Origin of the sequence: Archaeoglobus profundus DSM 5631 (genome assembly GCF_000025285.1) — an archaeon.
Classification (GTDB): Archaea; Halobacteriota; Archaeoglobi; order Archaeoglobales; family Archaeoglobaceae; genus Archaeoglobus_B; species Archaeoglobus_B profundus.
The window spans coordinates 1179809-1194263 of record NC_013741.1 but is presented as its reverse complement, the minus strand read 5'-3'; the positions used below and the strand labels follow the sequence as shown (position 1 = coordinate 1194263).

Below are 14455 nucleotides of genomic sequence, written 5' to 3'. Positions count from 1 at the left end.
AAAAACTCTATATTCTATGTTATTCAGCTCAAACCTTCATGAGATGCTTGACTGTAACAGTATCAGCTGTCTTAATGGGATCTCTCGCAATATTTGTAAGGAACATCGATGTCAATCCTTTAATTGTTACGTTCTTAAGAATGGCTTTCGGTTTAATCTACCTCCTTCCTGCAATAAAGCTGGTTAGATTTTCCCTTTTCAAAAACTTAAAGGTTTTATCACTATCTTTCGTAAGCTTACTTACCATTACTTTCTACATTTCATCAATTCAGCTTGTAGAGATGGCAATTTCCGCCCTCCTCCTATATATGGCTCCAGTTTACGTCATAATATTCATGATACTTAGAGGAGAAGACATTGGTAGAGTATCGATTTTCTCTTTAATCACAGCTTTATTTGGCCTTTATCTCCTACTTTCACCCTACTACAGCTTAAATTTTGGTATAATATTCGGAATTTTTGCTGGTCTATGCTATGCCGGATACTTTTTACTTGCCAAAGAGGTAAGAGAGTTTGCATCATCGATTGAAATAACCTTCATAACGCTGCTAATATCGTCTCTAGCTTTGGCTCCCATTGCACTATCGTTCGATATTCTGAGCGTATTGGAGGCCAAATTACTTTGGTTACTGGGTTTGGGTTTGATACCCACAGCCATTCCATTCGTACTCTTGAATTATGGGATAAAGTTTTGTAAAAAGGAAAATGCGCCAATAATAGCTCTCATTGAGCCCGTTTCAGCCGGAATTTTCGGATTTTTATTCTTCAACGAGGTTCTGACTCTAAAGCAGCTAATTGGTGCTGTTTTAATCCTTTCGAGCGTTTTGGTTGCTCTGAAGTCAGGTGTAGAGGGTTAGAGCTTTAGTTACACAAACTTTAACGCAGAAGCCACAGTGAATGCACTTCTTTGGATCCAGAACAACTCTCCAGTTTTCGTCGAACTTGAAAACCTCCATGGGACATACGCTTATGCACAGACCGCAGTGGATGCACTTGCTGTCATCTTTGACTATCCCCTCGCCAAGCTCCTGAATTTCAACGCCGTATCTCTTCAGAACTTCCTCAACTTTCTTAACCTTCTCATCATCAACTTCTACTATCATCTCCCCTTCTCTTGCACCTACATCGGCTCTCAGTATGTTTATCAAAGCATTAGTTTCAAGCGTTGCAATTGATATGACAGGCTTTCTAATCGTTCTGGCATCAAACTTAAGTCTCAAAATCATTTATATCACCTCGCAAGCAATTTGCTCAAATCTTCACTCGTAACAAGACCCAGCACACGCATTTTGGCATCTACAACGGGTAAAGCTGAGATGTTGTGCTTCTCCATCTTCCTCGCAGCACTCTCAACTGGTTCATCTGGCAATGCTGTGATGACCTTTCTTGTCATAACATCCTTAACCTTACCCATCTTTCCCATTGCAACAGCCTTTGCAATGTCCCACGACGTTACGATTCCAACAAGTCTTCCCTCATCGTCCACAACTGGAAGGTGATTGACATTGTTTTGAATTATTATCTTAGCTACTTCCTCGACACTTGTATCAGGCTTTACGGTTATTGCCCTTGTCATAACGCTCTTTACAACCTTTACATCCTTCTGTCTCATCGGCTTAAAAACACCTTTAGTAGGTAATCTCTCGACCGGAGCAGTCAATAAGAATTCTCCTCTTTCTATTAACTTCTTAAGCTCCTCCATGACTTTTCTAGCCATGTAGTAGCTTGAAAGTGGTGATACTCTCACTTCTTCATCGTTTATTACAACTCTACCGCTCTTAAGCTCAGCGTAGCTTACCTTTCTTACAACAGGTCTGTCCCTTCTGGGAACACCGAAATCTATTATTTCGGTAATTATATCCTTATCTCTTATACCCGTGAACTTCGCCATCTCGACATCCAATATGGGAATGGGAATTCCTATGCCTAAGCACAGAGTAACTCCGTAACCCGGCATGACTATCGCCTTCATAAACTCGGGTTTCATCTCCTTCAGATCACCCTTAACCATCAGAGTGCCGAAAGGTGGAGAGTGCTGAGTTCCTTCACCTATTATGTAACCCTTAGTACCGCAGAGAAATATCCTCGTTCCAATGCCTATAGTCCTGAATTCAGGATCGTTGTTCAGAGGAGATATTTCACCACATCCAGCAAACGTAACGTTTCCAAAGTGTGGCAACAGCGTACCCATGTAAGTTCTCAAAATTCTATCTGAAGAGTTCGTAGCAGCTTTGTACCTCTGATAGGCATTTCTTGGATTTACCATGACAGCCTGATTTACATCCTCTAACGATATTTCCGTAACGATGCTCTTTCTTGGATAGCAGTCCGTTCCGTAGCCGGTAGCTCTAAGCTCAACTTCTCTTCCACTAACTAATTCCTCTATAACGTGAGCTCCTCCATAATCCTCCCTACTTTCGGAAAGTTGAGTTACGCCCAGATAAGCGTCAACTGCAGCAATGCCAGTATAAGCCTCAACATCGTTCAACCAAACCCTCTGCATCTTTATGGGAGGATCGGAATGACCAAAGTTGAAGAATGCACCCGATGAGCACATAGCTCCGAAAGTACCAGTTGTAACAACGTCAACCTCCTTAAAAGCCTTCTCAGGACCAAGTTCTTCGACTATTTCCTTCATCTCCTCAGCTGTAACGACGCAAACATCGCCTTTTCTGATCTTTTCATTGATTTCATCGATAGTTCTTTTCATAGCATGCGAATACTCATTTAGAATATATAGCTTTTTCTGATAGCCAATTCTAGAATCTAAAAATTTTCTCAAATAGTCTATAAGCCAGTAAGTTCAACACTTTTAATCTTAAGACTTCGGACGGAGTTTTTGAAGTTCGAGCAAAAGGATTAATAGGATGAGATATAGTAGTATTCGATGGAGCTAGTTGCGGAAGTGTACGGCGTATTTGCGGCAAGAAGTCTCTTCGGCCTTTCTCCAGTTGTAGTGCTTAGGAGCGAAGATGGTAGATTCTTGCCAATCTACATTGGACTTGCTGAAGCTATGGCTATAAACTCCGCCTTGAAGAATGTGATACCCCCACGTCCCATGACTCACGATCTCCTCGTAGATATACTTGGTAAGCTAAATGCGAAAGTTGAGAAGATAGTTATAGATGATCTCATAGATAACACGTTTTACGCTCGTATTGTCTTAAGGCAGAATGACCACGAGGTTGAGATAGATGCTAGACCTAGCGACAGCATTGCTATAGCCGTTAGAATCGGTTGTCCTATCTACGTTGAGGACAAGGTTTTGGATGAGGCGGGTAGCTCGGAAGAACTTCCAGAGGAATTCGTCGAGTTTGACGAAGTTTTTTGATCGAAAGCGACTTAATCAGAGCTAAAAATCTATTTTCATGGAAGTTCCTTGGAGGAAAGTGCACAGCTGGCACTGCACAGCTTGCGGTCTGTGTTGCAATGAGTACTTGGTTCCTCTCAGAGCTTACGAGTATTTGAGATTGAAGTGGACTGGATTTGTTGAGGAGAGGTTTGGAAAGTTTTATATTAAGAAAATAAACGGTAAGTGCCCTTTCCAAGCTGGAAGATTCTGCATGCTCCAAGGAGAGCTAAAGCCAATCGCGTGTAAGCTGTACCCCTTTAAAATAAGAAAAAAGGGCAACGAAAAGGCTGAGTTCGAGTATAAAGGTGAAAGATTCTACGTCTATGTAGATTTGTTCTGTCCCAATATTGTCTTAGGTAGGCCTAGTGAAAGCCTCAAGAGAATGATAGTTGAAGCTATTCAAATTCATCTGGGAGAGAGGAGGGATGTTGAAAGTATAACATGTAGAAAAGTTTTTAGTGTTAAAAATAAAGCTATCATGTGAAGCTTAAAATAGTTCAAGTTCCCTTACCACTTGAGATTGTAGAGGAGTTGAAGGCTAGAAGTGGTAGGAACACTATAAAGGATGCTTTGAGTGAAGCAGTTTACCATTACATAAGCTGTCCCCATATCAAGAAGGTAAAGACGACGATGAAAGTAAGTAAGATGAGAGGTAGGAAACCATTATATCTTAAAGATTTCATCGAGTGACATGTTTTTGACAAAAGAAGAGGAGAAGTTGCTTGAAAGAGGCGACGGTGTTTCCAAGTGCATGGAAATACTCGTTGCTTTAGGTGAGATATTTGATGCGGAGAGACTTATCCCGATAAAACATGCTCACATATCTGGAGTATCCTATCAGAACATTGGAGATGAAGGATTGGAGTGGTTGAGAAGTTTGAATGTCAAATTTACAGTTAAGACTACGATAAATCCAGCCGGTATGGATTTGGATAGATGGAAGGAAATGGGTATTGACGAAGACTTCGCTAGAAAGCAGATGAAACTTTTAAATATTTTCAAGGAGATGGGCGCCGAGCTAACTCTCACGTGTACTCCCTACTACATTTACAGGCCGTCAATCGGTGAGCATTTGGCGTGGGCGGAGTCCTCAGCGGTTATCTATGCAAATTCGGTTTTGGGTGCGAGGACAAATAGGGAGAGCGGAATTAGTGCTTTAGCAAGTGCCGTAATTGGAAAAACACCTTATTACGGCCTGCATATTAAAGAGAATCGAGCGCCCAGCATTCTCGTGAAGGTTGAATGTGATTGCGATCCGTCGATTTTAGGTTACAAGATAGGAAGTGAAATAGAGGGGATCCCCATATTCAAATTTAACAGAAAATTAAGCGATGATGACCTTAAGGCTCTGGGAGCAGGCTTGGCATCAACAGGTAACGTTGCAATCTTCCACGTAATTGATCAAACGCCAGAGTGGAACGATTTCGAAATACCAAGTGAGAAGATTGTAGTGGACAAATTGGAATTAAACTTCGATTGCGATCCCGATATAATTACTCTGGGTTGTCCACACCTTTCAAAAGAAGAGCTGATAAAGGTATACAACCTCCTAAAGAACTTCAGTGGAAAGGTTAGGAGAGAATTCTGGATATTCACATCTAGGAAAGTTTACGAAGACTTGATAGAGGTAGTTGACTATCTTGAAATGAAGGGTGTAAGGGTTTTCAGGGATACGTGCATGGTCGTTTCCCCTGCAACTAGAAGATTCGAATGCGTAATGACCAACTCAGGAAAAGCTTTAACATACCTCCCCAAGTTGAGAGGAGTTAAGGTCTTATACGGCACTCTGGAGGATTGTGTAAGAAAAGCGTTTGAATGATCATTGTAATAATTTGCAAGGAAAGAGAAATCATATTTGTCAAGATAAAGTAAATTTATATAAAGTAAATTTATTTAATGGCTATTGAAAGGGAAATTCTCAAAGATGTGAAGTCTAAGCTTACAGGCTCAGACAAACTCTTCCTATTCAACGCTATTTCGGATTACATCTTCAAAGGTATGGATATTAAGAAAAAGCTAGAAGTTTTTGCCGAATGCAGATTTCCATCCGTAAAGGAATTTGTGCTAAACTGGCTTACAACATCTCTATTCGAAAACGATCTGAATTACGACGCTTGGATTAATTAGATCGAAGAGTATCTCGGACCAGAGTACGTGGAGAGGTTTAAAAGAAAGATAAATGTGAATCGGATGCTATCAGTTACGAAAGTTATCAAAGGTTCAGTCTTTCATTGAAGCAGAGAGCAAGTAGCTTTATAATCAAGCTGACGATTTCTCCTTGTGATAAGCTGTGATAAGTGTAAGAGACCAGCCGTAACCTACATAAGGCATGCGAATCTGCACCTCTGTGCAAAGCACTTCATTGAGTACTTTGAAAGGAAAGTGAAGTACGCGATAAAGAAGTTCAACATGATAGAGAGCGGAGATAGGATAGCAATAGCTCTGAGCGGTGGAAAAGATAGCGTAACCCTCACCTACGTTCTTCACAAGTTTTTAAGCAAGAGAAGGGATGTTGAACTCTTCGCAATAACAGTCGATGAGGGAATTGAGGGCTACAGGCCACCTACCGTAAAGATAGCGAGGAAAATAACTTCGGAGCTTGGAATTGAGCACATCATCGTATCTTTTAAGGATTACTTTGGAATGACTCTAGATGAGATGGTCAAGCTGGGTGATAAGAAACCCTGCACTTACTGTGGAGTCTTCAGAAAATATTTGTTAAACAAGACTGCAAGGGAAATGGGTGCTACCAAGCTTGCAACGGGTCACAACCTAGATGACGAAGTTCAAACAATTCTGCTGAATTTCTTGCAAGCAGATATAGAGAGACTGGCGAGGTTGATTCCTCAGAGAGTTCAAGAGGGGTTGATTATGAGAATAAAGCCGTTCAGAGAAGTGTATGAAAGGGATGTTGTCGTCTACGGTTTACTGCATAACCTTCCGATGGACATGAACGAGTGTCCCTACAGCTACTTCCCAGTCAGGGCAATGGTTAGAGACTTTATTTACAATTTTGAGGAGAAGTATCCGGGGAGAAAGTATTCGATAATGAGGAGCTTTGAAACACTCATACCCTGCTTGAAGCAGATGTTTCCGCAGATAAAGTTGAACAGGTGTGAGAGATGTGGTGAACCTACTTCTAAAAGAATCTGTCAAGCCTGCGTTCTCCTAGAGGAGTTGAGAGAGAAAAAGAATTTAAGTCAATAATGTAATTTCATTTGTGAACTTGCAAAAGTGTAAGTATCAATTGCCGCTGCTAATAGTTCTACTAAACTTAGCAAACCTCATGGACTTATTTACAACGGTGATAGCCTTTAAGCTACCTCATTTCGTTGAAATTAACCCGATAATACTTTCGTTAGCTAGGGAATCTCCTTTTCTAGTAGTTCTATTTAAAATAGGTGTAGTTCTCTCAGTTTCACTATTACTTCTATCCCTCTACGAATTCTCTCAAAGGAGCGAATTTGGTAAAGCACTATTCTCTGGTGTCTTTTGGGGATCTTTTCTATCGTGCATAGTTTTATGGCTCATAGCTGTTCATAACGTAGTTCTTTTGATCTTATACATTTGAAATTGCTTTTTTGAAATTACAACTTAGAAAAAAGTAATTAGTAATTATTGGAAAAACTTTTATATATTTGTGGGTTGCATTATAATACTGATAGTGGTGAGGTGATGTGCGGTGGGAGGTTGGAGGTTGAGAAAAGATAGAAAAGGATTCACGGGACTAGAGGCAGCGATCGTACTGATAGCCTTCGTTACGGTAGCAGCGATCTTCAGCTACGTAATGCTTGGAGCAGGTTTCTACACCGCACAAAAGGGTAAGCAGAGCGTTGACACTGGTGTTAAGCAAGCATCAAGTGCATTGGAAATGGATGGCCAGTACATCTATTTGGTGGCAGAAGAAACTGGATCCGATGGTAATGTGTCAGAGATATTCTTCTACGTAACACTAACAGCAGGAGGAACTCCTGTTGACTTGAACAAGACTGTACTAGCAATTAGGTGGAAGGACTATTACTACCAGATACCGTATAATGAGTCTACTTCTTTAGCACCTAATGGAACTGACCAACATAAGCCGTGGGGATATTTTGGTATAGTACATATAGATGGCCGACAATTCGACAACCTGCTTGAAAAGAATGAGAAGTACAAGATAATTATCAACATGACGGCGATTAAAGATGGATATGGTGCAGAGTTGCCAGAAACTAATGATGATATAACAATAGAGCTAAAGCCATCCATAGGAGCGCCGCTCATAATAAACAAGCACATTCCTCCGAGCTTAACTAACTTAACCTACATATAAAGGAGGTGGTGTAAGTGAGGTTGTTTAAAGATAGAAGGGGATTTACTGGTCTTGAAGCAGCGATAACGCTGATAGCGTTCATTACAGTTGCAGCGGTCTTCAGCTACATACTGCTTGGAGCGGGATTCTTCTCAACCCAGAAGGGTCAGGAAGTAGTCCACACGGGTGTTCAGCAAGTATCTTCAAGTGTTGAGATAATCGGAAGCATAATCGGATATGGTAACACAACTGGTGGATACCTCAACGGAACAACTCTTACAATCCAGCTTGCTGCGGGTGGTCAGCCGATTGACTTAAACAAAACGATAATCACAGTTTCAAGTCCCAAGCACGGATGGTCTGTAGATCTTAGCTACAACAAGTCAAATGACTTAAATAGTCTTAATGATAGCGCTGACGGTAGTCATTATGGAGTATACTGGGTTACCAATGTAAATAATCCGGGTAACCCAGCAGATGCCGATAACTACTTGGAGGAATTTGAGAAAGCGCAGATATACATAGACTTCGAAGACATATACAGAGATCTACTGAATGAATATAAGAATCCACAGCTTGAACCAAACGAAGTATTCCTAATAGAAATAAAGCCGCCTATGGGTGCTACGTATCCACTAGAGCTCAAAGTCCCACCAACGATCGACCCAACGATGGTACTGCTACAGTAAACTCAATTTTTTACCTCATTTTTTATCCTTCCTAAAATTTTTATGAGGTGATGAAAATGGCGGACATAGACCAATCGACGATAGACCAGCTCGTAGCTACAGCTGAGGCGGATACTCCCGAAAGCAAAATAGCAAAGCTTGAGAAGGAGGTCGAGACCCTCAAGGGTTCGATAAAGAAGCTTCTCATGGACATTCGTGAAACCATGAACAATCTCGAAAACCCGTTCCAAAGCCTTCAAAATCTTGCTGAAGTTATCAATAGAGCACCATCATCTCAGCCACCTCAACAAGTCCAAGTAATTCCCACACCACCTCCAGAGACCCCTAAGCCGGAGTTAAAGGAAGAAAAGAAAGAAGAGGAGAAAAGAGAGGAGATAGAGGAAAAAAAGGAGGAAGTTGAGGAAAAGGCTGAAGAGCCTGAGGAAGTTGAAGATTTTGTTAAAGAGGAGGTAGATAACGTGTTTCAGGTTCCTGAATTAAAACCCAAGAAAAAGGTTAGGGAGGTGATGCCAAAAGGTGTGGGTAAGAGGATGAATATTGTAACTCTCTACAACATGATGGTGTGGGTCAGAAGAATGCTCGAAAAGTACGATATGAACACGATAAGAGATATACTCGATCTCTTCGAATCCGCTGGCTACATCTCAACGGAACTCAAGGAGTTTACTGGTAAGATTGTAGATATTGTAGGAGTGATAGGCGACGGATTTGATGAACTCCTGATAGACCTCTACAAGTTACACAAGACAGTAAATCCCAACGACAAGAGTATGGATTCCGAACTACTCAAAATCCTACTGGAGAAGAGAGGCAATGACTTCTAAGGTGGAGAAACATGACAAGAGAGGTGATAACGAATGCTCTGCTAGTTATAGCCACTGTAGTTGCCGTTTCTATATTTACAACTGCTATGATTCCATCTATAAGGGATATGTCAAACACTTACTATTCTATGACGAGCAAACTTGGGGAGAGAGTCGGAACAGATATAAGAATTATATTTATAGAATCCACAGATACGTCCCTTACATTCTGGGTTAAGAACATTGGAACCAGCAGGATTGCAGTTCCTTTACTTAATTTGAGCGACGTCTTTATTGTGTCGAACTCAACATCGTATCACTTCACTCTATCCGACTCTAGCGTTAGTTACTCTATAGAGAATGGGGACGGTGATAACTACTGGGAGGAAGGAGAGACTTTGAGAGTTAACATCGATGTTAGTCTGCCCAGTGGCAGCTACATTCTGAACTTTGTCCTTTACAACGGTGTAGGGGATTCAGAAGTCTTTTCAAGGTGATTAACATGGGCTTCGATACTGTTGTTGCCTCGATAATCTCAATAGCCTTAATAATAAGTGTAGCCTACCTGTTTGCATCTGGAAGCTTCGCACTCGTTGATATGGCTAGTACGGAATACAAGAAAGCGGTTGACAAAGCTGTAGAAATCATGAACACGAAACTATCGGTTCTGAGTGTGAGTTATGACAATACGACTAATACAGTTGTAGCAGATATTAAGAACAGTGGTATGACCAGATTCAGCGATTTCTCACGCTTTGATGTCTTTGTATACGGTAAACCGGATGGATCTTCTGAAACTTACTACGCTGATATAAAGAGTGTTGTCTTTGATATAGTTGCTGAACTGTCAAATCCGGGTATTTTCGATCCCCATGAGATAGTTAGGATAAATGTAGAACTTGCTCAGGCACTCCCAAACGGGACATATGTATTGGTTGTTTGTGCACCGAATGGAGTTTGTTGTAGTGGAGAATTTACTGTAGGAGGGTGATGTGAGATGGCGGTTAATTTGGATGAACTTGAGGAAAAACAGAAGAAGAACATCCTTTCAAGCGGTAATTCGGAAATAGATAAGCGTTTGGGAGGCGGTATACCTCTCGGATCTTTGACACTGATAGAGGGTGAAAACGATACTGGAAAAAGTGTTCTCTGCCAACAGTTCACGTATGGAGGACTCGTGCAAGGACACAACATAGCTTATTACACAACTGAAAACACGATAAAAAGCCTTTTAGCACAGATGGAGTCGTTGAGCTTGGATGTTTCCGACTTTTACGCTTGGGGTTACCTCAGAATATTTCCAATACACCTCGAAGGTGTTGAATGGAATCCTGACCAGATGAGAAAGGTTCTACAACTTCTATCGGATCACATAAAGTCAATACGTGAAAACGTTATAATAATAGACTCGCTAACGATGTTCACAACTTACTCCACAGAAGACGATGTACTTGAATTCTTAACTAGGCTGAAGAACCTCTGTGATAGGGGAAAGACAATTCTAATTACCCTACACCAGCACGCTTTCAAGGAGGATACTTTAGTTAGAATAAGATCTGCATGTGATTGCCACCTCTTCCTGAGGAAGGAGCAGGTTGGTGATAGGTATGTATGTGTACTCGAAGTTGCAAAAATAAGAGGAGCTAAGAAAACTACGGGAAATATCGTCAGTTTCGAGGTACATCCCGGATTTGGTTTGAAGATTATTCCGATACAGTCTGCACAGGCCTAACGAAAATTTTATTTCCTATGACTTATACACATAATTATCATAAAGATAATGACAAGGTGAGCAGAGATGGCAACAGCGGTACAGAGACTCGAGAAGAGTTTGAAACCCAAGGAGGTGAAAGGGGTAGTTGCCAATCTCCCATTTAAACCAAGAAAGTTCGAGGAGCACGATCACATCAATCTGAAGAGCTGCGGAATCTACAGGCTACTGCCTAAGGAAATGAAGAGGGAGGTTGAAAAGAACCTTCACCTTCTTGAATATCTCCACATATTACCGCTCGACAAGGTTGGAATTCCAAAATTTGTTCCAAAGCTCGACAGAAAGAAGCATGGAGATCTCGAAAATCCCAACTTAATATATCCGGCGGACGAGCAGATATACATCCACATATTCCCCGATAAGAACGATGTCAGAAACTACTACATACCCATAGAACCAACACTTCTGACCGGTGTTGATGAACTTTTGAAGGAAGTGGAAATAAGGCTTGTAGACTATCTAGCGGATGTGGATTTTGATCCTGAGGATGAGGAAGAGAAGAAGAGAGTTTTGAAGGAAGCTTTGAAGGAGATATGCATCATAGTTGATGGTAGAGAGATTGATGAAGAGATTAAGTCAGCCGTTAGCAACGGGAATGGTAACGGTAAGAAACCCAAGCTTAGCTTTTTATCAAAGCTTTTCCTCTTTAACAAGAAGAATGGAGATGGGGATAAGTTATTCGTTACTAGACAGCAGTACAAAGCTTTGGAGTACGCCCTGATAAGGGATAAGGTCGGTTTGGGAATACTTGAGCCTTACATAAGGGACAAGTACATTGAAGACATATCCTGTAGCGGTTTGGGGCCTATATTCATCGAGCATAAGATATTCAAGGGTTTGAAAAGTGTCATCGAGTTTAGCGATGAGGAAACTCTGAATAAATTTGTAATAAAGCTTGCGGAGAGAATAGGAAAGCCCGTAACTTACAAAGATCCGATAGTGGATGCAACGTTGCCTGATGGTTCGAGAATTAACATAGTCTACGGAACCGACATAAGCAAGAACGGTAGCAACTTCACGATCAGAAAGTTCAATGAGACTCCCTTCAGCGTTCTGCAGCTTATAGAGTTTGGAACACTTGATTACATGGTAGCTGGCTATCTATGGTTGCTGATATCTGAGGGAATGAGTGGGTTTATATGTGGTGAGACTGCAAGTGGTAAGACAACCCTTCTGAATGCCATAACTACGTTCATAAGACCAGAAGCTAAAGTTGTCTCTATAGAGGATACTCCTGAACTCCAAGTCCCTCATAAGAACTGGACGAGAGAGGTTACAAGGGGTTCAACGAGAGGAGGAAATCTTGGAGAAGGAAGTGGTAGCGAAGTGACGATGTTTGATCTGCTTAAAGCAGCTCTGAGACAGAGACCAAACTACATACTTGTCGGTGAGATTAGAGGTGTAGAGGGTAACATAGCGTTTCAGGCTATGCAGACTGGACACCCAGTCATGGCGACATTCCACGCTGCTACAGTTGAGAAATTGATTCAAAGGCTTACAGCTCCACCGATAAACGTCCCAAAGACCTTCATAGATAACCTTAACTTCGTCGTGATACAGAGTGCGGTAAGGAGACCGGATGGAAAGCTCGTTAGAAGGGTTTTAAGTGTGAACGAGATTGTTGGTTACGATCCTAAGAGAGGAGGAGTTTCTTTCGTTGAAGTCTTTCAGTGGGACCCTGCAACAGATACACACGTTTTCACAGGATATGGAAGCTCATACCTCTTAGAACACAAGATCGCAACCCGTTTGGGAATACCACCCAGCAAGAAGAAGCTGATATACAGAGAGGTCGAAAAGAGAGCAAAGATTCTCAAAAAGCTTCATGACCAAGGTATTACCGACTTCTACGAACTGTTCAAGGCGATAGCCAAGATTCAGAAGAGCGGATTGCTTAAGATAAAGATGTGATGTTCATGAGTTTCGTAACTAAAAACGTTAAGTTGAATTTGGGATTTGGAAAAATCTTTGAAATTGGATTTGTAAAGAAAGTACTTGACAAGCTGAAAGAGTTTAGGGAGAACAAGTACATGGACAACGATCTTCTGTTTATACTTACGTATATGGCTTCTCTTTCCACAGCACAACTCAGTAGAGACAAGATATTCGAAATGGCTGCAAGCACAGATTACGCTCCTAGCAAGTACTTCAAGAAGGTTGTAAATCTAACTAAGAACTGGCACTACGATTACGCAACCGCATGCAAACTTGTCGCAGAAACTATAAGGCATGAGAGAGTAAAAAAGTTGTTTAACAGGCTTGCGAATGCTATTGAAGCCGGAGAGCCTGATAGGGAAGTTTTAGAGAACGAATGGAAAGTTTTCAAGACGATTAGAAAGGACGAGTATCAGAGAAATCTCGAGAGTTTGAGAAAGTGGACCGATGCTTACGTATCCATACTCGTTTCGACCACCCTTATATCAATCGTCGTACTTTTGGCTGTAACGATATACAGTAGCACAAATCCCGTACTATCCTTAATAGGTTCAGCATTTGCAAGCTTGGCATTCTCACTTTTTGGAGTTTTCATGCTGTACAAGTCGTCCCCTAAAGATGCCAAGACGCACGATCTAAGTATAAAGTCTGTAGAGCAGATGATAATTGCCAGATTGCAGAAGGTACTACTGCCTATCTCCTTCTTTGTAATCATCATGTTTTCAGTTGTACCTACCATATTCAATCCAGAGGCGAAACTGTTGGGAATCGATATGAAGGGACTGGGGTTGGTTTTAAGTGGAATAATTCTGCTACCTCTGGGCATTTTTGGGTGGATAGACGACAAAAAGATTACTAAGAGAGATGAAGCGTACACAGCGTTCATTAGAAGTGTAGGTTCTATAGTTGCTGGTGCCGGTGTATCTGTAGCGGAAGCCTTGAGTAGGATAGATCAAAAGAACTTGAGTGAATTGAAAGATCTGGTTACCAAACTTTACAGAAGACTCTCTATGGGTTTGGATCACAGATTATCGTGGGAGAAATTTATGGGTGAAAGCGGTAGCTACCTTATCCACAAACTGACGAAGATATTTGTAGATGCTGCGGATATGGGTGGAGATACGGATGCTATAGGTGAGATAGTAAGCTCCTCAAATCTCGAAATGGTTCTCCTAAGGCTTAAAAGGGGCTTAATAGCAAGTGGTTTTGTCAATCTCGTTATTCCATTACACATCTCAATGGTTGGTCTGCTGCTCTTCATAACGAGAATTCTGAACAGATTCACAACTTTGGTTTCGATGATGTTCGCGTCTCAGATGGCAACAATCGGCAGTACTACAGATGTCCTCAACAGAGTTCCCGTTACCGGACTCAACTTGGGATTGTTTGGTAGCCTTCCTCTCGAACTTATAGGAAAGTATTCCCTTATAATCTCATTGATTCTAATCCTAGCAAATACACTTGCCATGAAAGTTGTCAAGGGTGGTGCAAACTACTTCCTGTACTTCTACGGTAGTATTTTAATGATTACATCTGGATTACTCATGATAGTTGTGCCTCCAATGGTTGATTGGATATTCTCGATACCATCCTTCTTGGAGGGTGGTTGAG

The 14455-nt window shown here is 41.3% G+C and carries 18 protein-coding genes; 16 read left to right on the top strand and 2 right to left on the bottom strand.

Annotation, left to right across the window (positions count from 1 at the left end; genetic code table 11):
* The first annotated feature begins 38 nt into the window (after positions 1 to 38).
* Complete coding sequence (locus ARCPR_RS07025) at positions 39 to 857, top strand: EamA family transporter (protein WP_012940786.1); 819 nt, start codon at positions 39 to 41, stop codon at positions 855 to 857.
* Here ARCPR_RS07025 and ARCPR_RS07020 read toward each other — a convergent pair.
* Positions 840 to 1226: a 4Fe-4S binding protein gene (locus ARCPR_RS07020; protein WP_012940785.1), complete on the bottom strand. Its 387-nt coding sequence runs from the start codon at positions 1224 to 1226 to the stop codon at positions 840 to 842. The genes ARCPR_RS07025 and ARCPR_RS07020 overlap by 18 nt on opposite strands.
* A gap of 5 nt (positions 1227 to 1231) precedes the next feature.
* The gene (locus tag ARCPR_RS07015; RefSeq protein WP_012940784.1) at positions 1232 to 2710 is read right to left on the bottom strand and encodes a homocysteine biosynthesis protein; all 1479 of its coding nucleotides are present in this window, start codon (positions 2708 to 2710) and stop codon (positions 1232 to 1234) included.
* Positions 2711 to 2887: 177 nt separating this feature from the next.
* On the opposite strand from ARCPR_RS07015, the gene ARCPR_RS07010 reads away from it, so the two are divergent.
* The 15 genes from ARCPR_RS07010 (at position 2888) to flaJ (ending at position 14454) form a co-directional block, all read left to right on the top strand.
* Positions 2888 to 3331, top strand: a complete 444-nt coding sequence (locus tag ARCPR_RS07010; RefSeq protein ID WP_012940783.1) for a bifunctional nuclease family protein — start codon at positions 2888 to 2890, stop codon at positions 3329 to 3331.
* A gap of 37 nt (positions 3332 to 3368) precedes the next feature.
* On the top strand, positions 3369 to 3836 hold the full coding sequence (locus tag ARCPR_RS07005) for a YkgJ family cysteine cluster protein (protein WP_012940782.1): 468 nt from the start codon (positions 3369 to 3371) through the stop codon (positions 3834 to 3836).
* The gene (locus tag ARCPR_RS07000) at positions 3833 to 4042 is read left to right on the top strand and encodes a DUF5371 family protein (RefSeq protein WP_012940781.1); all 210 of its coding nucleotides are present in this window, start codon (positions 3833 to 3835) and stop codon (positions 4040 to 4042) included. The genes ARCPR_RS07005 and ARCPR_RS07000 overlap by 4 nt, the downstream gene beginning before the upstream one ends.
* A 1-nt stretch (position 4043) precedes the next feature.
* Positions 4044 to 5171 (top strand): aconitase X catalytic domain-containing protein, encoded by a 1128-nt coding sequence (locus tag ARCPR_RS06995; RefSeq protein ID WP_012940780.1) that lies wholly within the window; start codon positions 4044 to 4046, stop codon positions 5169 to 5171.
* 77 nt (positions 5172 to 5248) lie between these two features.
* On the top strand, positions 5249 to 5479 hold the full coding sequence (locus tag ARCPR_RS06990) for a hypothetical protein (RefSeq protein WP_012940779.1): 231 nt from the start codon (positions 5249 to 5251) through the stop codon (positions 5477 to 5479).
* 153 nt (positions 5480 to 5632) lie between these two features.
* Entirely contained in the window at positions 5633 to 6559 is a 927-nt protein-coding gene (locus ARCPR_RS06985) for a TIGR00269 family protein (RefSeq protein WP_012940778.1), read from the top strand.
* Positions 6560 to 6638: 79 nt separating this feature from the next.
* The gene (locus tag ARCPR_RS10215) at positions 6639 to 6923 is read left to right on the top strand and encodes a DUF5658 family protein (RefSeq protein WP_394295235.1); all 285 of its coding nucleotides are present in this window, start codon (positions 6639 to 6641) and stop codon (positions 6921 to 6923) included.
* 111 nt (positions 6924 to 7034) lie between these two features.
* Positions 7035 to 7667, top strand: coding sequence for an archaellin/type IV pilin N-terminal domain-containing protein (locus ARCPR_RS06975; RefSeq protein ID WP_012940776.1), 633 nt, complete (start codon positions 7035 to 7037; stop codon positions 7665 to 7667).
* A 14-nt stretch (positions 7668 to 7681) separates the two neighbouring features.
* Positions 7682 to 8335, top strand: a complete 654-nt coding sequence (locus ARCPR_RS06970) for a flagellin (protein WP_012940775.1) — start codon at positions 7682 to 7684, stop codon at positions 8333 to 8335.
* 56 nt (positions 8336 to 8391) lie between these two features.
* Positions 8392 to 9159 (top strand): hypothetical protein, encoded by a 768-nt coding sequence (locus ARCPR_RS06965; RefSeq protein WP_012940774.1) that lies wholly within the window; start codon positions 8392 to 8394, stop codon positions 9157 to 9159.
* An 11-nt stretch (positions 9160 to 9170) separates the two neighbouring features.
* Positions 9171 to 9635, top strand: coding sequence for a hypothetical protein (locus ARCPR_RS06960; protein WP_012940773.1), 465 nt, complete (start codon positions 9171 to 9173; stop codon positions 9633 to 9635).
* A gap of 5 nt (positions 9636 to 9640) precedes the next feature.
* On the top strand, positions 9641 to 10129 hold the full coding sequence (locus ARCPR_RS06955; protein ID WP_012940772.1) for a hypothetical protein: 489 nt from the start codon (positions 9641 to 9643) through the stop codon (positions 10127 to 10129).
* Positions 10130 to 10135: 6 nt separating this feature from the next.
* On the top strand, positions 10136 to 10870 hold the full coding sequence (locus tag ARCPR_RS06950) for an ATPase domain-containing protein (protein WP_012940771.1): 735 nt from the start codon (positions 10136 to 10138) through the stop codon (positions 10868 to 10870).
* 66 nt (positions 10871 to 10936) lie between these two features.
* Entirely contained in the window at positions 10937 to 12820 is a 1884-nt protein-coding gene (locus ARCPR_RS06945; RefSeq protein WP_012940770.1) for a type II/IV secretion system ATPase subunit, read from the top strand.
* A gap of 5 nt (positions 12821 to 12825) precedes the next feature.
* Positions 12826 to 14454 (top strand): archaellar assembly protein FlaJ, encoded by a 1629-nt coding sequence (gene flaJ / locus ARCPR_RS06940; RefSeq protein WP_012940769.1) that lies wholly within the window; start codon positions 12826 to 12828, stop codon positions 14452 to 14454.
* The last annotated feature ends 1 nt before the right edge of the window (position 14455 follow it).